20 protein-coding genes are annotated in these 21,350 nt (G+C 33.6%); 5 read left to right on the top strand and 15 right to left on the bottom strand.

Going from position 1 to position 21,350, the window contains the following annotated elements; translation table 11 throughout:
* Positions 1-2: 2 nt before the first annotated feature.
* The 8 genes from BG05_RS07835 to BG05_RS07800 form a co-directional block, all read right to left on the bottom strand.
* Positions 3-824, bottom strand: a complete 822-nt coding sequence (locus tag BG05_RS07835; protein ID WP_002143531.1) for a peptidoglycan-N-acetylglucosamine deacetylase — start codon at positions 822-824, stop codon at positions 3-5.
* A 77-nt stretch (positions 825-901) separates the two neighbouring features.
* Positions 902-2,764 (bottom strand): FtsX-like permease family protein, encoded by a 1,863-nt coding sequence (locus BG05_RS07830; RefSeq protein WP_033734301.1) that lies wholly within the window; start codon positions 2,762-2,764, stop codon positions 902-904.
* A 674-nt stretch (positions 2,765-3,438) separates the two neighbouring features.
* Positions 3,439-4,200: a rod shape-determining protein MreC gene (mreC, locus tag BG05_RS07825; protein ID WP_003192006.1), complete on the bottom strand. Its 762-nt coding sequence runs from the start codon at positions 4,198-4,200 to the stop codon at positions 3,439-3,441.
* Between the two features lie 200 nt (positions 4,201-4,400).
* A complete protein-coding gene (locus tag BG05_RS07820) occupies positions 4,401-4,766 on the bottom strand; it encodes a YxeA family protein (protein WP_003192005.1) in 366 nt (121 codons plus the stop codon).
* Positions 4,767-4,878: 112 nt separating this feature from the next.
* Entirely contained in the window at positions 4,879-6,387 is a 1,509-nt protein-coding gene (locus BG05_RS07815; RefSeq protein WP_016127568.1) for a sensor histidine kinase, read from the bottom strand.
* A complete protein-coding gene (locus BG05_RS07810) occupies positions 6,371-7,072 on the bottom strand; it encodes a response regulator transcription factor (protein ID WP_000033680.1) in 702 nt (233 codons plus the stop codon). The genes BG05_RS07815 and BG05_RS07810 overlap by 17 nt, the downstream gene beginning before the upstream one ends.
* Before the next feature lie 28 nt (positions 7,073-7,100).
* The gene (locus BG05_RS07805) at positions 7,101-7,715 is read right to left on the bottom strand and encodes a DedA family protein (protein ID WP_000418950.1); all 615 of its coding nucleotides are present in this window, start codon (positions 7,713-7,715) and stop codon (positions 7,101-7,103) included.
* Positions 7,715-8,293 carry a class I SAM-dependent methyltransferase gene (locus BG05_RS07800; RefSeq protein WP_002129619.1) on the bottom strand — a complete coding sequence of 193 codons (579 nt, stop codon included), beginning with the start codon at positions 8,291-8,293 and terminating at the stop codon, positions 7,715-7,717. The genes BG05_RS07805 and BG05_RS07800 overlap by 1 nt, the downstream gene beginning before the upstream one ends.
* 308 nt (positions 8,294-8,601) lie before the next feature.
* Here BG05_RS07800 and BG05_RS07795 point away from each other — a divergent pair, with 308 nt between their 5' ends.
* Positions 8,602-9,060 carry a hypothetical protein gene (locus BG05_RS07795; protein WP_033713779.1) on the top strand — a complete coding sequence of 153 codons (459 nt, stop codon included), beginning with the start codon at positions 8,602-8,604 and terminating at the stop codon, positions 9,058-9,060.
* A gap of 65 nt (positions 9,061-9,125) precedes the next feature.
* Here BG05_RS07795 and BG05_RS07790 read toward each other — a convergent pair whose 3' ends face one another.
* Positions 9,126-11,075 carry an ABC transporter permease gene (locus BG05_RS07790; protein ID WP_000176129.1) on the bottom strand — a complete coding sequence of 650 codons (1,950 nt, stop codon included), beginning with the start codon at positions 11,073-11,075 and terminating at the stop codon, positions 9,126-9,128.
* The gene (locus BG05_RS07785; protein ID WP_000859658.1) at positions 11,062-11,832 is read right to left on the bottom strand and encodes an ABC transporter ATP-binding protein; all 771 of its coding nucleotides are present in this window, start codon (positions 11,830-11,832) and stop codon (positions 11,062-11,064) included. Before BG05_RS07785 ends, BG05_RS07790 begins: the two co-directional genes overlap by 14 nt.
* Positions 11,833-12,137: 305 nt before the next feature.
* Here BG05_RS07785 and BG05_RS07780 point away from each other — a divergent pair, with 305 nt between their 5' ends.
* A complete protein-coding gene (locus BG05_RS07780) occupies positions 12,138-13,010 on the top strand; it encodes an AraC family transcriptional regulator (protein WP_002191023.1) in 873 nt (290 codons plus the stop codon).
* A 65-nt stretch (positions 13,011-13,075) separates the two neighbouring features.
* Here the strand turns inward: BG05_RS07780 and BG05_RS07775 are convergent, their stop codons facing one another.
* The 5 genes from BG05_RS07775 to BG05_RS07755 all read right to left on the bottom strand — a co-directional run bounded on the left by BG05_RS07775 (position 13,076) and on the right by BG05_RS07755 (position 17,092).
* Entirely contained in the window at positions 13,076-14,650 is a 1,575-nt protein-coding gene (locus tag BG05_RS07775) for a hypothetical protein (protein WP_016127569.1), read from the bottom strand.
* Positions 14,640-15,356 carry an ABC transporter ATP-binding protein gene (locus BG05_RS07770; RefSeq protein WP_003191988.1) on the bottom strand — a complete coding sequence of 239 codons (717 nt, stop codon included), beginning with the start codon at positions 15,354-15,356 and terminating at the stop codon, positions 14,640-14,642. Before BG05_RS07770 ends, BG05_RS07775 begins: the two co-directional genes overlap by 11 nt.
* A 168-nt stretch (positions 15,357-15,524) precedes the next feature.
* On the bottom strand, positions 15,525-16,163 hold the full coding sequence (locus BG05_RS07765) for an SdpI family protein (RefSeq protein WP_003191986.1): 639 nt from the start codon (positions 16,161-16,163) through the stop codon (positions 15,525-15,527).
* A gap of 24 nt (positions 16,164-16,187) precedes the next feature.
* Complete coding sequence (locus BG05_RS07760) at positions 16,188-16,823, bottom strand: SdpI family protein (RefSeq protein ID WP_002143549.1); 636 nt, start codon at positions 16,821-16,823, stop codon at positions 16,188-16,190.
* Positions 16,820-17,092, bottom strand: coding sequence for an autorepressor SdpR family transcription factor (locus BG05_RS07755; protein ID WP_001070538.1), 273 nt, complete (start codon positions 17,090-17,092; stop codon positions 16,820-16,822). The genes BG05_RS07760 and BG05_RS07755 overlap by 4 nt, the downstream gene beginning before the upstream one ends.
* Before the next feature lie 414 nt (positions 17,093-17,506).
* Here BG05_RS07755 and BG05_RS07750 point away from each other — a divergent pair, with 414 nt between their 5' ends.
* The 3 genes from BG05_RS07750 (at position 17,507) to BG05_RS07740 (ending at position 21,292) form a co-directional block, all read left to right on the top strand.
* Positions 17,507-18,202 (top strand): response regulator transcription factor, encoded by a 696-nt coding sequence (locus BG05_RS07750; RefSeq protein WP_000276730.1) that lies wholly within the window; start codon positions 17,507-17,509, stop codon positions 18,200-18,202.
* A gap of 2 nt (positions 18,203-18,204) precedes the next feature.
* Positions 18,205-19,227 carry a sensor histidine kinase gene (locus BG05_RS07745; RefSeq protein WP_002167488.1) on the top strand — a complete coding sequence of 341 codons (1,023 nt, stop codon included), beginning with the start codon at positions 18,205-18,207 and terminating at the stop codon, positions 19,225-19,227.
* A 94-nt stretch (positions 19,228-19,321) separates the two neighbouring features.
* On the top strand, positions 19,322-21,292 hold the full coding sequence (locus BG05_RS07740) for an FtsX-like permease family protein (RefSeq protein WP_002015835.1): 1,971 nt from the start codon (positions 19,322-19,324) through the stop codon (positions 21,290-21,292).
* Positions 21,293-21,350 lie beyond the last annotated feature (58 nt).

The raw sequence follows: 21,350 nt of genomic DNA, 5'->3' as shown, positions 1-21,350 counted from the left end.
TGTTACATACGTTTATCATGCATAAAGTTCAATGGGAAATGATCATCTTCATGATACGCTTCCAATTCATACCCTTTTTCTTTTAACCCTTTAATAATAGCAGGTACTGCTGCAACGGATTGCGGATGAATGTCATGCATCAAAATCACTTCTTTTTGATCTGTCGCACCAGCCAGTACATTTTGAACAATTTTTGCTGTTGCTGTATTTATTGGCATTCCACTGTATTCCCAATCTAATGAATCAATTGTCCAATCCCATACTTTAAGACCATTTTCTACAACTTTATTACGAAGTTCTTCGTGTAACCCAGGCTTCGAACCATATGGCGGACGTGTTAGTTTTGGAGCATGTCCAAGAATACTAGCAATTAAACTTTGATCCTCTTTCATTTCATCTACATAGCCACCCTGGGCATATAATTTCTTGTTATTATGCGTCATACTATGCATTCCCACATAGTGTCCTTCTACTTCTTCTCGTTTTACTAAATCAGGATATGATTTTACATTTTGACCGATTAGAAAAAATGTTGCTTTCGCATCATTTTCCTTTAATATATCTAGTAACTGTGCCGTATACTTTCCTGGACCATCATCAAAAGTAAGATAGGCAATTTTCCTAGTTTGACCATTAAATTGCGTTGGTGCTACCTTATTCATTTCCACTTTTATTTGTTCATTTGCATACTGAACTGAATTTTCTTGATTTGCTATCGCTTTTGCAGGTGAGGTTATCGATTGAAATACGAAAAAGGCTCCTCCCACTACAACTGTAGCTACTGTCATTACAACTATGTTTTTTACCTTTAACAATTTCCCCATTCTATTAATTCCTTTCTACATCCCTTACTTATTAATGAAATATTAATCTAGCTTTTCAAGTCTTCCTCGTTATATATTTATCTTTCCTTCGGAAGAACAATCCTCTTATATAATTGTACAGTGATTAAATAGTAGACTATATAAATTCCTAGGAATATACAAATCGGCATCCATATGTTCACATATGGATTCACAAAAAATTTAACAAATGTAAATATGTTCATTCCTACCAAAACATGAATGAGACCCAATATTGCTGGAAATAGAAATACGATACCTAATTCTTTATACATAGATTTTATAAGTAATTCTTTACGCACCCCAATTTTTCGAAGCATCTCATACCGCCCTATATCTTTCGTAGCCCCAGAAAGGATTTTAAACATTAAACAACTTGCCATCATAGCTAAAAAAGCAAGACCTAAAAAGAATCCCATAAAGGAAGTTCCTTTTGAAAAGGCGAGCATAGATTCATAATCACCATAGCTCGTTGGTAAATATACATCTGCTTTAGGCCTATTAGTGGCAGCAGCTATTTTTTCAATTTGACGATTATCCATCTCTTTTAACTCTGTTTTATACTGTAAAATATTATCTACTTTAGCAATAAAAAACGTATGCTCATTCCCTTGAATTGTTTCATAACGGTTTTTATCGACAATATAGACAGGCTTACGATCATATACAGTAATATTCGACCTAAAATCACTATCCACAATCTTGTCCCAGTTCATCGGTAACGTAGAACTAGATGGATCAACTTCCTCTCCCTTAAACATCCTATAGCTCGAAGATGGAAGTTGTTCAGAAATATGTGTTGTCTCTTTCTTTCTGAATAGAAGTGGAGGATTCTCTAATAATTCCTCTTTTAAATAGTAAACAGCCTCATTATCAACTTTATATTTATACTGTTTTTTATCTATAATTTTCATTTTTTCCATAGCTTTATAATCCGTTGCTTCTAGATCATGAATTGTAATATCATACCCTGGCATTTTTTCTGCTGTAAGGATTACATTTTTCTGTAAAGACATGCCACCGGCCATTGCCCCCACGCCTAGTCCAATTAGCATCGTTACCGTTCCTAATATTTTCGCCAAACTACTTACACGGAACTGCAATTGTGCAAATGTAAATGCACTTAATTTCTTTTCGTTTAAATAGCGCGTTTTTTTTAATCTATTAACAAACGTGGGTAAAAGAGAAATAAATATAAGATATGTTCCCAATGTAATTGTGAATAATGGGAGTAAAATGGCACCAGCACCTTTTATTCCTACAAAGATTACGAAATAATATCCTACACTTAGTCCTAATAAACTACATAAAGTTAACGCCATTGTGACAGGACCCTTTTTTCGTATCTGCTCCGCCTTTTGCTCTGTACGAATTAAATCTAACTCTGTTTTAAGTGTTATTCGAATTGCATTCACAACAGATGTAAGCAGAAACAATGCACTGAAGAATATAAATGTTATTTTGAATGCAGGACCATAAAAAGCTTGATAACCTTCAGCTGATATTTCCAATTGTTTTGTTAAAAACCCACTTATGAAATTAGAAAGAATAGCTCCGAATACACTACCTAATACTAGTGAAATCATTCCCATGGCTAACGTCTCAAAAAATAAGAATTGGCTGATTTTACTCTTTTTTGCTCCTAATACAAGATACATGCCAAGTTCTTTCCGCCGGAGTGAGAGGAGAAATGAGTTTGCATAAAAAATATAAAAGAAGGTAATAAACGCCACCAAAATAGATCCTATTTGAAATACAAATACAATTGAACCAATAATGCTGTTATTCATTGTAAATTCTTTATTTAACGCAAGCGTTTGAAACATATAAAATATAGAAATTGAGATTACAAGACCTATTAGTAAAACGATGTAATCCTTTATCATTTTTTTCATACTGGAAATAGAAAGTTTTAATAACATACTCTATGCCCACGCTTCTCTACAGTATGGTGTACTACATTCACCTTTTTACTATGCACTTTTTGCACAACGTTCTCATCAAATATTAAATTTTTCATATTGCCTCCTGTCATATGGCCAGTGTTGCGATTATGCTATTTTTATAGACACTAACTATCATTTTATCTTTTCTTTACAAACAGCAATATTGATTCCCCTTACATTATCCTTACATTTTTGTAATGTATATTTCTAATGAAATTATAATATACGAATTAAATGTTTTATAACCCAATTCATATACCATTACTTTGTTCTCACGAAGATGGCGTCAATAACGTTTTCGAAGAGCCATTATTCTCGCGCTCAAATAATGCATTTACAAATATAAATTCGAAGGATATTGTATAGGTTTTCTAGCCTACTGGAGAGGTTATATAAATAATTAATATTAAAAATGGACAAAAAAAGACCCACTGTAATACTTAATAACTTTGCACTTATCATCAGTTTACCTCTTCATTATAATTGTCCGAGATAAAGATAAGATAAAGATAAAATAAAAACGATATAAAGATATAACTACATATTATTAAATTTAGTACCATTTTATTTTCCCTTATCCCTCTTACTCTTTACTTTACATTAATTCTCTTCGTTTCTAATTCACCTCTCATAGACACTATATAAAACTATTATTTAGGTTCTATTAAAATTACATCTTCTAAATCATATAGATTTGCCTTTGGTTTTGCATAAATAATATAAGCAAGACCATATTGATCTGGTTCTTGCTCTATCACCTCTGCTACTTCAAGACCGGGTGGTATTTTCTGACTTAATTCAGAGGTAATAACGCTATCACCTATTTTTATTTCTTTCGCTTTATCTGATGGAATATTATCAATTCGAAGGGCTTGTTTTTTCTTATCGTACCCTGTAACAAATCCTAAAATAGATGAATCATTTTGGAAGGTGATTGCTAAACGATTTGTTCGTTCATCTTTCGTAATTAATTTCACAACAGATGTATATTGATCTACACTCTCTACCTTTCCGATAAAACCGTTCACTGTAATAACAGCCATATCAGCCTTTACACCATGTTGTGAACCTCTATCGAGAGTAATTTCTCTATACCACTCTTCTGCTACACGGGTTACTACTGTAGCTTGAATGAAATTATATTTTCCCTGTTCCTTTAATTCTTTCGTTTTGTTGATAATTTTAGTAAGGCTTTCTTTCTCCTCACTTAACATTTGCACTTTACTCTTTAACGATTCTTGATGTTCAATTTTCCCTTTCAATACCTGATTCTCTTTATATACTTTATAGATGTCTTCTATATTATGAACAATATTTTGGACATGCTTATTATTTGTACATACATACACCATCAATAAAGCCAAAAGAATAATTGAAAGAAATAATAATATTTTCTTCTTAGAAACCTGCATAATTATCCTGCTACTCCTTACTATTTTTTATCTACATACTATAGAATACTAGTCATTGTACACAGAAGAAATGCAGTTTGGATAAAGTTCAGATAAACTTTATCTTCTTTATAAAAAATTTAGAAATTATCATATACTGCCACTATATTCGAAGCTTGATCGTTACTTTATCCATGGAATGCAACTTATAATTTCTATAACTAATTATGTTTTATTTGTACTTTCTCTTTTACTTTATTAGGTATTTCATCTACTTGTACTTCCTCCCATTTCATACCATAACTTCCTTTAGATCTAATCTTTAAATATGACCCTATTCTTAAATGTTTTGAAGCAGTCATCGCGATCTTTTGCTCTTGACCGGATTCATTATATCCTTTGAATTTATATTGCCATCTACCAAAACCATCTTTCTTAGCCTCAAATTTACCATCATTGTCTACAACAGCATAATAAACATCTTCTTTAATAAATGGATTGAGTTGATCTACAATCGGTCCACCTTTCCCGATAAGTAATGTAACTCCAACTATAATCAATACGATAAACACACTTATTTTTTTCATGAAACTTTCTATTCTCCTCTTCTCAGATACTTCCCCTTAAAGGACTTCCTCTAAATCAATCGCGGCGCTATTACTTATTAAAATGTAACCAAATTTCCTAATGCTCTTCTAATTAAATTGGCAATAAGATAATAAATTGAATAACCCCATTTTCATATTCTGCTCGAATTTCTCCTTTGTGCAATTCAACAATGCTTTTTGCAATTGCAAGCCCCAAACCTGAACCTTCTACAGCTCTACTTCTTGATTGATCTTTTTTATAAAAACGCTCAAACAAATTCTCTAATTCTTTTTTTGTAAATTCTTCACTATGATTCGCTATAGAAATTTTGATATGCTGTTCTTCTCTTTGAAGTAAAACTCGAATTTCTGCTTTATCTATACTGTATTTAATTGCATTTATTAAAAGATTTTCAAACACACGTACCATTTTTTCTGAGTCCACAACAGCATATATACGATCTTCCTGAAATTCTTTCACAAAAGAAAGATTATGCTCCTCCGCTTGTGGTACTAGCTCTTCTATTAACTGATCAAGTAGTTCATTCATACACACTTCTTGCGAATCTAACGCCATATTTTCATCTGTTAGTTTTGTATACTCAAACAAATCCTCTATTAACATCTTCAACTGCTCTGATTTTGAGAAAGCAATTTTTATATACTCATCATGCTGTTCTTTATTTTCATATTTCGCATCACCTAGTAAACGTAAATACCCCATAATAGAAGTAAGTGGTGTTCTTAAATCATGTGATACATTTGTAATCAATTCACTTTTTTGCTTCTCTATTTGTTTTTCCTTTTCTATATTAGCCAAAAGCTTTTCTGCCATTTGATTAATATTAGAAGTTAATAAACCTATTTCATCTTGACCTGCCTGTTTGATTTTATATTGTAAATTACCTTTCGAAAATTCCCTTACTCCTTCTGCCATCGCTTCAATCTGATTCATCTTCCTTTTCGTTATATAAAAGAAAGACAGTATAAAAGTGATAAAACCTAGTAAAGATGGAAATGGGCTACTCTCATTCACTATATACTTCACATTTCCTTGTGGTATACCACTTGCAATGATATACATATTTTTCGTATTAACAGTAACCGGATAAAAGGTTGTAAACTCCTTACGCTTTTGTTCAGTTCCATCTTGAATTAAATTTTGCGCCTCTACATATCGTACTTGATCCATTTTAAAATCCATCACATTACGCATCGTCTCATGAAGATTGATTTGTTCTTCTGGCGCTCCCTTTGTTTTATAAACGACTTTCCCATTCTCATCTATTATTAAAATTTTCAGTTGATTTTGATGATTCGATTGATCAAGCAGTTCTTGTATATTAATTTCCTTACCTTCCTCTGTTATACTTCCAACAAGCCATTGTGTCTGTCCATCAATGGCTTCCATACCTGATGCATAATCAATGATAGAAATTTTATTCGCATCCTCGAAAAAGGAAGATGAAGACCATCCTACTAATACACCGAGTAACGTACAGAAAGTAAATGTAGCAATTAGCTGTATCCGTATACTTTTTTCCAAATAACTCACTGTTTTACCTATCATTTTTTTAAAAATTTGATTCATCCATATTATCGGTTCAAATATCTTTCTCAATCTTGTAGCCAACTCCCCATACTGTTTTAATATAACGAGGCTTTCTTGGAATCGCCTCTATCTTTTCGCGTATTTTCCGAATATGTACCATCACAGTATTATCGGATTGGAAAGCTTGTTCTTTCCATACTCTTTCATAAATTTGTGCTGCATTTAATACCATTCCTTGATTTCGTGCAAGTAATTCTAATACCTCAAACTCTCTCGGTGTCAATTTCACTTCTTCATTTGCAATAATGACCTGACGCGTTACTATATTTATCTTTATATCTCCAACTTCAAATACACTTTCATCTTTTACGCTTGTCCCGCTCATTTTCATATATCTCCGAAGTTGTGATTTAATCCGAGCAATGAGTTCCAGCGGATTAAATGGTTTTGCTACGTAATCATCTGCCCCAGTTGTTAACCCTAAAATCTTGTCCATATCTTGCGTTTTTGCCGACAGCATAATAATAGGCATTTCCGCTATTTCTCTCACTTTCATACACATATGAATGCCATCTATTTTCGGCATCATAATATCAAGTACAATTAGATGCACGTCTCTTTTCTTTACTATTTCTAACCCCTCTTCACCATCTACAGCTTGTAATACTTCGTATCCTTCATTCTTTAAATAGATAGCGATAAGTTTTCTAATTTCCTTCTCATCGTCCACGATTAGTATCGTTCCTTTACTCACAAAATCTCCTCCAGCATCATTTACCAAACTAAGAATGTTGCTTTATTTCACTCACTACTGCATTCTTCTTATGCATATACACATAAGAAATACTACAAACTACAATAACGATGCCACCAAAATATATACCGTACTCGGTCGCAAGGGTTACTATCACTTCTATATGCTTTCCAAATATAGAACCTAGTACAAAATAAACTAACGTCCAGACAAATCCTGTTACATATGAATAAATCGCATATGTCTTAAAAGACATGTTATTCATTCCTACTAAATACGGTACGATATGCCTCACAACAGGTATAAAATAACTTATAACTAATGCATAATGACCATATTTCCCTATCATCTCTTGCGATTTTAGAAGATACTTCATCTTTTTCTTTTTCATCAATTTATTAAGCACTTTTATGCCAAAGATTTTCCCGAGTATATACCCTAAAGAAAGGCCGGATACAACGCCTAAATACGTTAATAAAAAGGCGGGAATCAAATTCAATATACCCATCGATGATACAAATCCACCACTCATTACAATCATTTCATCTGGAATCGGCATACCGATAATACCAAGCCATAAACAAAAAAATAGTGCCCAATAACCATACTGCTCAATGTATGACATTAATTCATGTAGCTCCATTATGCATATGCTCCCCTTAGCTCTTTTTTACAGCTAAAGACGTAAGCTGGCGGGAAATTGAACCACACTTTTTCTAGTGTAATTTCAGGGAAGAAATGCTGTATAAATCCTTTTTTCACAAGTGAATATTGAAATGTAATAAATTCTCCATTCTCATGTATCGTTTCCATTACACTGTTTAAAATGCGCTTTGAAACCTCTTCTGGTAAAGAAGTGAAAGGCAATCCGGATAAGACGTAATCAATACATTCTATATTCAATTGTTCCATATACTTCTTTATATTTTCCGCTGAGCCGTGTATAACAATCACGTTCTGCTCATCTTTAAATTTTCTCTTTAACTCTTTGAAAAATACTTCATTAATTTCAATAAGAAGAAATATTGTCTCCTTCTTCTTTCTCTTTATAATTTCTTTCGTAAAGGCTCCTGTACCAGGCCCTAGCTCTACAATGCATTTCGCTCTATTAAAATCAATTACATCTACCATTTTCTTTGCTAATATCTTTGAACTTGGCGCAATCGCACCAGTATGTTTCGGATGTTTAATAAATTCATTTAAGAATGTTATGAGCTGCATATACTCTCTCTCCATTCGTTCAATAGTTTTTAACTTGTGTTTAAGTATAACTATCGTTTCTTAACAAATATTGAGGAGATTTCTTAAGATTTTATGAAGATGAAGGAAATCTTCATCTTTACTATAAACAAACATAAAAAATTGAATTCCAAAGATAAGCGAATCAAACATATACAAATAAGTCAGCTTGTTTATTTACCATGAATGATCATGTTCCTACTCCGATTTTGTATAGCGAAGTTACTATTTTTATGTTAGAATCCTCTAAGATATTTGAAATTAGTATAGAAATCATTTTTGGAGGCTTTATGAATAATCAAAACGATAATAAATCAAATGCATTATTTGCAGCTATACAAATAGTGCTACCACTTTTATTACCTATTCTTATCCCTACATTTTTAATAGTGGGAATGAAAAAGTGGATGCCCGATGAAGTTAAGTATCCAAGCATAATATCATTGTTCGCATTATGTATGGGATTTTTCATAGTAGGAATTCTCTTCTCTATTGTTTTACGTTTATGTAAATTATCTGAGGAAAAATTAAAGGAATTAGGATTTTTAGGATTTACACTTTCGGCTGTTAGCACATTTCTAAGTTTTTATGTAGGTTACTTTTGGTTGGCAGACCTTAACTTCACATCAGTTGAATTATCACCTCATGCCGTATTAATTTTCGCTATTCTATGTACCTTGCTATTGGAAGGTATTTTTAAAGTAATGGACATGTTTGATAGTTCGGACGAAAATAAAGCTCACGTATAGACAAAAAAGCATTCGACTAACATGTTAGTCGGATGCTTTTTTACTAAGATAAAACAACTCTTTCATTACTTCGCGCTCACAATCTTATAATAAGAGCGAACTGTTAAGAAGTAATATCCGATATAAATAACGCTGTATACTCCGATACTAATTAGAAGCGGAATCATAATTTCAAATGGTAGTATGTTCCCTAAACCTTTTAATGCAAACAAACTGTGTAGAATTCCGATTACTAGTGGAATTGCAAAGATAAAGCTCACTTGTTTTGCAATAGCTTTTTTCATTTCTTGTTTCGTTACACCGACTTTATGAAGGACAACGTAACGCTCACGATCTGCACTTGCTTCTGTTAGCTGTTTGAAGTAAATAATAGAACCTGTTGCTAGTAAGAATACAAGTCCTAAGAACATTCCGATGAACATCATTAGTCCAGTTGCTTCAAGTCCCATATGGAAACCAGTATAGAAGTCTCTAAATGGTGGTGCCATTTCTGATTCACTAGCTGGCATCACTTTTGTTAATTTTTCTGTTAATACTTTACTGTTTCTTTCATCTTTTACATCAATATTTTTTACAACACGTGTTCCAAATGCTTGCTTCGCCTGTTCATACATTTCATCTGAAACGACAACAACTAATTCACCTAAGTTCGTAATTGCATTATTATTTGCACCTTGGATCGTCAATGTCTTCGTTTCATTTCCAATTTGGAATACCGCTTTATTTCCTTTATATTCAGGGCTAAACTCATACCCTTCAATATAAGAACTATCATATATAAATGCTTCGCCAGTAGCTATATTCACTGTTTCCGCATCGATTTTTTTCGCAAGTTTGTTGAATTCAGATTGAGATATAAATTGATATTTCTCTGAGATACTGTAGTTCATATTAAAGATGAAATCGACTTTAGCTCCTTCAAACTTTCCTTTTACAGGAACCATCTCAACTTCAAATTGATCTTTTACAGGGTGATTCTCTTTCTCTTCAGCAAAAATCGCATTTACTTTCTTATCTAGTTCTGCATCTTTCTTCTCATAAGAGTAGCTGTATGGTGCAACTGCTTTTGATTGTGTAAATGTGTTGTAATACATCGTAACTGACGTACCAACCGCCGTTAATGTTACTGCACTTAAAATAGAAATTGTCGCAAGTGACTTTGCATTTCCTTTAATACGATATAGTAACTGTGACGTCGTTATCATATTCATACCGTTATAAAACGATGATTTATTATTTCTTGCACGTTTCAATACGAATACTGTAAAGAACATAAATAGTAAATACGTACCTAATACTGTCGCAAGTAATATATAAAGTGCGACTGCCATAAAGTTTGCATACATAACTGCCTTCATAAACATTAACGCTAAGAAATAACCTGAGCCGATTAAGAAAACTGAAATTAACGCCATAATTACGGATCCTTTTGGCATTGCTTCTCCTTCACGCTCTGCGCGGAAAAGTTCAATTAACTTAAAGCGATAAATTAAACGATACCCTTGAAGTGATGTATATAAAATAATCACAAAGAAAATAATTGCTGTATCAATAATCGCAGCCATCGGTACTTCAAAATGAACATTTAAGTTTAATCCCATCATACTTACTAGTAGTTCAAGGAATAGTTTCGAAAGGACGCTACCGATCGCAATCCCGATAATTAAAGACATTAATCCCATTAACATATTTTCATAAAAGAGCATTTTACCGATCTGTCTTTTTCGGATACCAAGTAACGAATATAGCCCAACTTCTTTTTTACGTTTTCTTGTAAAGAAACCGTTCGAATATATAATAAACACTGCTACGAAAATGATTAGCATTACACTGGAAACTTGGAATGCACCGCTAATCTTTTTTGATGCTTCCGCTGCTTTTTCCATTTGTGAATTATATTGCAGTGCTTTAAATGTAAAGTAAATTACGATACTAAATATCATAGATGCAAAATATACAAAGTAGTCTTTAAAGTTCCGCTGTATGTTGCGGAGGGCAATGCTAGATAAGGTCATCAGCCATACCTCCAGAAATGGAAGACATTACGTCAACGACTTTTTGGAAGAACTGTTTACGTGTTAATTCACCACGGTGTAATTCTTTATATAACTCACCATCTTTAATGAAAATAACTCGTTTACAATAACTAGCCGCAAACGCATCATGCGTTACCATTAAAATTGTAGAATTATCATATTCATTTAACGACTTCATACTTTCTAATAAATCTGTCGCTGATTTAGAATCAAGTGCTCCAGTCGGCTCGTCCCCAAATATCATACTAGGACTTGTAACGATCGCACGCGATGCTGCGCAGCGCTGCTTCTGTCCACCGGATACTTGATATGGGAACTGACTTAAAATATGATCAATACCGAATTTCTTTGAGATTTCAAGAACGCGGCGATCAATCTCACTCGCTTTCACCTTTGATAACGCAAGAGGTAACGCAATATTCTCTTTCACCGTTAACGTATCTAATAAGTTATAATCTTGGAAAATGAACCCTAAATGATCACGGCGGAATAACGCTAGCTTATCATCGTTCATCTTCACGATGTCTTTTCCATCAATTAAAATCTCACCGTTCGTCGCATTATCAATTGTAGAAAGAACATTTAAAAGAGTCGTCTTACCCGAACCAGAAGGTCCCATAATTCCAACGAACTCACCTTCTTTTACTTGTAAGTTAATACCTTTTAAAGCTGCAAATTTATTCCCACCTGTGTCATATACTTTTTCAATATTTTTTGCTTCTAACACTGTTTTCATCTCGACATCCCTCATTTCTTCTATTCTCTATTTTCAACTATATACACTCTCTACTCTTGCCACTATCGATGTTTCTTACACAAACATGACAGTTATGTAAGGCACATAAGTAAAGACATCAGAATTTAACCTAATGTACTAAAGTACTTTGTTACTATAACATTGGGATATCATGCCATCCATTCATTCTCCTTACAGGAACATTACAATTTTGTAAGGTTAAAAATGCCCCCACAAAGTTGTGCATGAAATGTCGGATGGAGCTATTTCGTTCCTGATATTCTATATACAAAGGAGGTCATATAATGGATTCACTTAAAAATATGAATGCGGCAATGCAGTATATTGAAGACAACCTTACACACGAAATTGATTTTAAAGAAGTCGCAAAAATAGCTTTCTGCTCCGAATATCATTTCAAAAGAATGTTTTCTTTTCTAGCTGGCATATCACTATCAGAATATATTCGCTGTAGACGTCTTACCCTTGCTGCCTTTGAACTAACAGATAGCAATGCAAAAGTCATTGATGTCGCTATAAAATATGGCTACAACTCACCAGATTCATTTACACGTGCATTTCAAAATTTGCACGGAATAACGCCTTCAGAAGCTCGAAGTACCAGTCGTTCTTTGAAAGCTTATTCACCAATGACCTTCCAACTATCCATTCAAGGAGGAAATGAAATGAACTATCGAATTGAAGAAAAAGGGCCATTTCAAATCATTGGTATACAAAAACGAGTACCGATTGTTTTTAACGGTGTAAACGAAGAAATTGCTTCTATGTGGAAAAGTTTAGACAGCCAATCAATCGAAACATTAAAGTCCCTTTCAAATATTGAACCTACCGGAATTATTAGTGCTTCTACGAATTTTTCTGAAGGAAGAATGGAGGAAAAAGGCGAACTCGATCACTATATTGGAGTAGCCACAACGAAAGATTGTCCAAAGCAATTCAAACAACTTGAAGTCGCAGCTTCAACATGGGCTATATTTGAAGCTGTCGGTCCATTTCCTGATGCATTACAAAATGTGTGGGGACGTATTTATTCCGAATGGTTCCCTTCTTCGAACTATGAACTAGCGGAAGGACCGGAAATATTGTGGAATGAAAGTAAAGACGTATCATCGCCGAATTTCAGAAGCGAGATATGGGTACCTGTTTTAAAAAAGTAATATAAAGGTCTAAAATTTTTCAAAATAAAGAAGCTGCTCTTCCTCTTTAAAGGAAAAGCAGCTTTTTATTTTATACTTCTTCTCGACTCGTTCTTATACAAGAAAATAGTAATAATCGCAAGCACTATAATAACTACCAAAGTAAATACTCTATAGTTCGAGATCGTAGCAGTACCGATTAACAAGGCAGGTATAACAGCCGTAATTAAGCCACCAAACATACCGACAAACGATCCTACACTTTGTTTTACTATTTGAGTTTCTGATACCCAATCATAATAACCAAATCGATTATTAATAAAAATCCCCCATACTGCCGAAAAGAATGAATATGTTATCGGTGTTATTACGATGAAAAGAGAACTCCAAACATCTAGTTTTAACCCTATTATCAGTAATACAGCACTAATAAGTGATGCAGGTATACTTAATGAAAGATTCATAAGAATTTTACTGTCATAAATCATCTTTGGCGCTATAGGCAACGACTTAATAATCCATACATTTTTTCCTTCTAATGACAATGATACACATGTTGTACACGTCATCGAAATCGCTGCTGCAATAGCAAATGGCGCAACCTTTTGCAACAGGGCCTCAATTCCAGGATACGCTATTAATTGACTTGGCCCTACTACAACTATAGCTAGTGCGAAAGCTAGCGCCATCACAACTCCCATTCCGCTATTTACCACATACACTGTAGAAGAAAAGAAACGCTTCAGTTCTTTTTTATACAATGCGGCCAATACACTTTCTTTTCTCATGCTATGAATTTCATAATTTGAAAGCATATGATAAGTGGTAATCTCTGTATTTATTTGCTTATATTTTAACGAAAGGATTTTTACAAAAAGATAATACCAAATAACCGATATCCCAACAAACAGGATGAAAGCTACAATATCAGCATGAACAATTGCTTTTTGAAACATGTTAGCTAATGGATACACTTTAGTTAGTTGCTCTGAAATAATTGCACCTATTCCGTTCATATCATTAAGACTATATTGAGCATTTCCGCTTTTTAGCATAAAGAAACCGAATGTAATAATTACTATAAAACTTAAAGTCGTAGTTATTTTATTCGTATTTTTAAATTTAGAAGCGATTGCCGTAATCGCAGCTCCAAAAATCGCTGCTATTGTTGTTGGAATTAAAGATGCTATAAACATACTGATGAACCACATAAAGTAAAAAGAAACTGATGGCCTCTCATGTATGCCATAAACAACTCCCATTGGTAGCATGATTATGATTGAAAAGATCGTATTCAGCAAATATAAATACAAAAACCTACTTGTAATAACCGTACTTACACGAATCGGTAATGACATTAAAAGATCGTAATCCTTAAAAGCAAAAATCTCTCCATTTGCCTTAAATATAGTGAAAAACAACGTCAATACACTGCTAATAACTAGTGCATAAACTGGGATAATTTCACTTATTCCTAGTCTCACCAATCCATATGCCGAGGCCCCACAATATAGCATTAACATGACACCAACTAAGGCAATAGATGCTGACAGTAAAATCTTATTCTGCTTCTTCTTTTTATCTTTTTCGTATTTAAAAGTATTTAAACCAAGCTGCGTTATCAAGCGGATTTTTAAAAGACCTAGACTACTAATATTCATTAGCAAGCTCCTTCATAAAGAGCTCTTCCAATGATCCTTCCTTTATTAAAGAATTCACTTCCCCTGAAAGTGCTAATTTCCCTCTATTAATCATCGCTATTTTATTACATAACTTCTCCGCCACATCTAAAACATGCGTAGAAAAGAAAATCGCACTTCCCTTTTCACAAAGCTCCTTCATAATACCTTTCAATACTACAGCAGCCTTTGGATCAAGACCGACGAAGGGTTCATCTAAAACTAATAATTTCGGTTTATGCAAAACCGCTGATATAATCGCCACTTTTTGTTTCATACCATGTGAATAAGAAGATATTAAATCACCTAGGTACGGTGTAATCTCAAAAGCATCTCCATACTTTTGTATCTCCTTTTCCCGATCTTTTGCAGACACTTTAAACACATCCGCAACAAAGTTTAAATATTGAATTCCTGTTAATTGCTCATATAAATCTGGATTATCGGGAATATACGCCACTACTCTCTTACATGCAATCGGATCCTTTTTTACTGAATATCCAGCAACAAAAATTTCACCCTCTTCAAAATCTATAACTCCAACTAACGACTTAATTGTTGTACTTTTCCCCGCACCGTTATGCCCAATAAATCCAAAGATATCTCCTGCTTGAACAGTAATATTTAACTGATCTACTGCTTTTTTGCCACCTTTGTATGTCTTACTAAAATTTATAATTTCTAACATGTGATTTCCCCCAAACTATCTCTCGGATAAAAACAAAATATTCAGATTATCAAGCTTTTAATTTTACTCAGCAAGTTTTGTTTGTTATCCTCACTGAGTATTAGAACCTGTTAACACATAAAAACTATAAATATATAATTTGATTAGTGTAGTTCAATCGCTTATTGCTTACAATTGCATTTCTTTTTTATAAATAACATATGACTTTATCGTTGATATGAAGATGCATACTAATATTATTCCAATCCCCACAAAGATATTGAATGGATCTGGAAGTAACGCTCCCGCATATATACAAAGTGCACCTATTACAAATACCTTCGAAGCAAATCTGTGTGTTTTTCTCCAAACTACAGGATTTTCTAAGGTCCAGTCCATTCGAATGCCTACTAAACCATTTGGCTTCGTTTGTTGCATATAATTGCCGAGTACTAAAAACAATGTTCCAAGTCCGAAATTAAATGCAATGGAGCCCGATGCAATATAATTAGACACTGCTAATAGCGCAAATATATTACAGCCGAACCCTATCAAAAGAATTGCATAATGGATTGCAGAAAGGACTTTAGCATGCTGTTTATACTTATCTTTCGTTACATCAATATACCCCATAGCTAGCCATATCAAATACAGCAACACCATACTACCTATTGAAACTGAACTCGCTTCTACTTTAGAAAAATATCCATCTACCATTCCTGCAGCATTATAATGACGTGGAATTTGTTTCGGTAAATAAGGCCATACAATGTACCAGCCAATTGCAATTGCAATAATTAAACTCCATGGTAATACGTGTCTTTTCATCCTCTCTCCCCCATAAATTTTATATTAAGCCCCTATCTCTTTCTTATAAGCAACATAGGAATATCCCATCGTTAGTCCTACTGCACCAATAATAATTCCAGCCATTACGAAAGATTTCCATGCTACCGGCGCGAAAACACTTAAAATCATAATGATTCCTAATGCAACAAACACCTTTCCACTAAAACGGTGTGTTTTTCTCCATACTTCTTCGTTACTTAACGTCCACGGTGTTTTTATGCCTACAAAGTAATTTGGTTTACATTGTGGTAAATAGTTTCCGATAACTATGAATAGAATACCAACTAATAATTCAGGCATGCGATTAATGAATAAGTTATATCCTAATCCACTTGTAATAATATCTATATTTCCTACAAATAGTAGCAATAGTATCCCGTTATTCATCATCATAAAAGCTTTAGAAAATTTCTCGTAATTTGCTTTCCTTGGATCAATCTTTGGTATCACATTTAGAAATACATATAACGCAATCATAATTCCAACCATAGAAATCATTCCATATAATTTAGAAGAATAACCATCTACCTTACCACCACTCCAATGTGTCGCGATTGTATCCGGCAAATGTGGCCAAGCAAACGCCCAAGCTATACAAGTTATAAGAATTAATATAATTGCAAAAAGATGCTTTTTCATTTCCCCTCTTCCCCCTTATTTGTAAATGTAAACACCCAAGTCAATAAATCTTGAAAGACAGTTGTGTTCAAAGAGTACACAACGAATTGCCCTCTTTTTTCATCTTGAATAAGTTCAGCATTTTTAAGTGCATTTAAGTGGTGTGAAATACTTGGCTTTGTCATGTTGAACTGTTCAGCAATTTCCCCAGCTGTTAAATCGCCTTCTTTTAATAAATCTAAAATTTTTCGCCTTGTTGGGTCTGCTAATGCTTTGAATGCTTGATTCAATGTCTTTCTTCCTTTCACTAATTAGACATTTAGATATTTATCTAAATGTTAAAATGATTTCAGTCAATTGTCAATTATATATAAGGCCCTTTTTACTTTTTCCACTTTTGCCCCATACTGTTTACTATATAAATCCTGTTTAATCTTTCATCATATAAATACGCCACAACTATGCTATGTATAACAAAAAAGGAAAGCCTATTCATTTGATTTCTTTGTTTTTACTTCGTACGGGGCAAAAAAGGCTCTGACCGCTTCTATGCATCGCTGGATCCTCTCTCTCCCCTAAAAAGACAAGTTCTATGTCGTCTTTTAAACTTTTATATTTATATAGCTCTCATTTCAACATAATGAAAAGACTTGAAACACATGATACACTATAGCTACAATTGTTTTTTTAGGAGGAATATACATATGTATAAAATTTTAATCGTTGAAGACGATCCAAATATTTCATCATTATTACAATCTCACATTCAAAAATATGGCTATGATGCTGTTGTTGCAGAGAACTTCGATGATATTATGGAATCGTTTAACGCCGTGAAACCACATCTTGTTTTACTTGATGTAAACTTACCAAAATTCGATGGCTTCTACTGGTGCCGTCAAATCCGTCATGAATCTACTTGTCCAATTATTTTCATTTCGGCACGTGCTGGTGAAATGGAACAAATTATGGCGATTGAAAGCGGTGCGGACGATTATATTACGAAGCCGTTCCACTACGACGTTGTAATGGCGAAAATCAAAGGTCAATTACGCCGTATTTACGGTGATTATGCACCAAATATTTCTGAACGTATCGTTGAAGTTGAAGGACTAAAACTATTCCCTGAGCGTCCCGAAATTCATTTTGGAGCTGAGCAAGTTCTTTTAACGAAGAAAGAGGCAATTTTAGCAGAAATGCTATTATCTAAATTCCCGCGTACAGCGAGTCGTGAAGATTTACTAGCCGCTCTTTGGGACGACGAAAGCTTCGTTGAGGAAAATACATTAAACGTAAACATCACGCGTCTTCGTAAAAAGTTCAATGAGCTTGGTATTGAAAATGCTATTGAAACAGTACGTGGACTTGGGTATCGTTTTAACGCAACTTGGAGTGAATAAACATGAAGCTATTTTTACGTGATCATTTTGCATTTTTCCTACTATATGTATTAAACTTCGGAATCATTTTCGTTCTTTATGATGCAGTAGACGGATTTCAAAATAATAAGTTTTACTTCATCGTTTTAAGCTTATACTTATTCATCTGTTTCCTCGCTTATCGTTACGTTCGTAACCGTAGAATGTACCACAGATTAAGTGAACCACCAGAGAAAATGGAAGATGCGTTTATTGAAAGAGCGACTGCTCCTATGCCCCACAGTGTAAACGAGCTCGTTCGTACGCAATATCGCCTATTCCAAAAAGACCTACAAACATTCGAAGTAAAACAGCAAGAACACCAATTATTTATTAACCATTGGGTACATCAAATGAAAACGCCTGTTTCTGTTATGCAGCTTATGGTGCTTGAAATGGAAGATGAGCATTTAATCCCTAAATTCAAAAAAGAGCTAGAGCGATTAAATCAAGGGCTCGATATGGCTTTATACATGGCAAGATTAAATAACTTCCATGAGGACTTCCATGTTGAGACGATTTCATTAAAAGATGCTGTAACAAAAAATATTAACGGATTAAAAGAACTATTCATTCGAAACGGAGTCTTCCCCGTTTTAGAAGTTCATTCAGATTTAAAAGTTGCTTCTGATGCGAAATGGCTAAAGTTCATTATTTATCAGTTAATGACAAATGCAGTTCGCTACTCTGGTGAGCGCGGAAAGAAAGTTTTCTTATCAGCTTATCGCAATGGTAAAGATATTATTTTGGAAGTTCGTGACGAAGGCGTTGGTATTCCGCAAGAAGATATTCGAAGAGTATTTGAACCTTTTTACACTGGAAAAAACGGTCGTGCATTTGGAGAATCTACTGGTATGGGGCTTTATATTGTAAGTAAAATTTGTGATTATTTAGGTCACTCTGTGAAACTAGACTCTGAAGTTGGTAAAGGAACGACGATTAAAATCATCTTCCACAACGCTGCAAATAATCAAGCAGAAAATACGGAGAAGGTGACCGAAGCATGATCGTAACATATGCTAGCAAAATGTATGAGATCTCACTCTCATACATTTTTTGCAATAAAACTACATATCGGCCTTCTATCGGGAGGTACTTATTATGACATTTTGGCAATTCGCATTCAAAAATGTAACGCGCAACTCAAGAGCTTATTTTGCTTACTTTATAAGCAGTTCCTTTTCCATTGCTGTTTTCTTTTCATTCGCTGTTTATTTGTTTCATCCAAAATTACAAAATTCCACTATGATCTCTGAAATTTCAGGATTAATGATTTTTTCAGAAGTTGTTATTGTTTTGTTCTCGTTCTTTTTTTTACTCTATTCAATCGGATCGTTTTTAAAGGTTCGTAAAAAGCAATTTGGGATTTTAACTGTTTTAGGTATATCAAAAAAGCAATTACATCGACTCGTTTTCACTGAAAATATGCTAATTGGTATTTTATCTATCTTTTTCGGTATGCAGTTTGGATTTGTATTTTCACAATTTTTCTTATTAGTGACAGCGAAAATTACACACCTACCAGGGATATATTTATATATACCTACGAATGCTTTCATTTTAACAACGATTGTGTTTCTTGGTCTCTTTATCGCTGTATCTGCATTCACACCAATGCTTATTCGAACAAAAAAAGCAGTGCACCTTTTAAAAACAAACAATGTAAAACAAAAAGAAAGAAAACCATCCATATCCATTTCTCTATTTGGTGCTATCTGTTTATTAGGTGGTTATATTTTAGCTGTAAACCCTAAATATTTTTTCTCAATAAACCCGCAAGTAGGCGTTATATATATGGTTTCAAGTATTTTTGTGATTCCAGCACTTGTTACAATTGGGACATATTTTTTCTTTTCTCAAATTAGTTTCTTACTTATTTATATTTTAAAGAAAAGAAGAAATTTTTATATGAAACGTATTAATATGCTTTGGATTTCGGATTTAGCAAGTCGTATTCGCACGAATATCAATATGCTTTTTATTGTAGCGATGCTATCTACAATAGCCTTCACAATGATTACATTTCTATATGGATTTGGAAAGTTTACAAAGCTAGATGTTACTAGAAGTTCACCTTTTCCATTTTCTTATTTTTCATATGACGCAAATCCTTTTGCTAACAAGCATTTAACTTGGCTTGAACAGCAGTTACAAAAAGAAAATTTCTCTTATAAAAAGATAGAAGCTGATTTATATGAAACACCACTGAAAGAAGATGAAGGTATAACGGCTTACAATGACGTCTATGCAATGAAACAAAGTGACTATAATAAACTTGCAGCTTCCCTACGAATGAAACAACTATTCATGAGCGATAACGAAGCATATGTCTTAAGCGATAGCGCTTATTTCACCTTATTTAGCCAATTTGAGCCAAGCTTCAATAGAAAATCCATTACACTTTCTAGCACAAATACGATATTACAAGTAAAGGGCTATGAACAAGCAGGGGCCATTCCATCTAACTTTTCATATCAAACTTTAATTTTACCTGATGTTGTTGTAAACAACTTACCAAGTACAACAAAGCATATATCAGCGTACAATTATAACGTACAAAATTGGGAAAAGACGTATAAAATTGCTAATGATTTTATGAAAAAAATACAAAAAGATCGACAGGAATTCCAATACGAAGGCCCCCTTATCCGCCCCTATGAATCAGCAGACTCATTATATAGAATCACATCAGGAAGTGCTGCATACTTCCTAATCGGGACATTCTTAGGTGTCATTTTCTTTATTGGAGCAGGTAGCGTTCTTTACTTCAGAATGTATACAGATTTAACAAACGAACAAGAAAAATATGTAGCAATTTCAAAAATTGGTGTAACAAATGCAGAGATGAAACGATCTGCAACCATTCAACTTAGCATTTTATTTTTCGTTCCATATGTTATGGCATCCATTCATACAATGTTCGCAACAAAAATGCTTCAAGATGTAATTGATTTATCACTATTCAAAGAAATTTCAGCCGTTCTTATTATTTTTGGCATAGTTGAAATCGTCTTTTTCTTATTCATTCGTTCCTTTTACATGCAAAAGTTATCAGAGTATACGAATGGTTAAGTTTTATGAATATATTAGTACAGGAAAAGGGTATCTCTTATATCCTTTTCTTCTTCAC

Source organism: Bacillus mycoides, from assembly GCF_000832605.1.
In the GTDB taxonomy this organism is placed as follows: domain Bacteria; phylum Bacillota; class Bacilli; order Bacillales; family Bacillaceae_G; genus Bacillus_A; species Bacillus_A mycoides.
The sequence above is the reverse complement of the archived record's forward strand: the minus strand, read 5'-3'. Positions and strand labels throughout refer to the sequence as shown.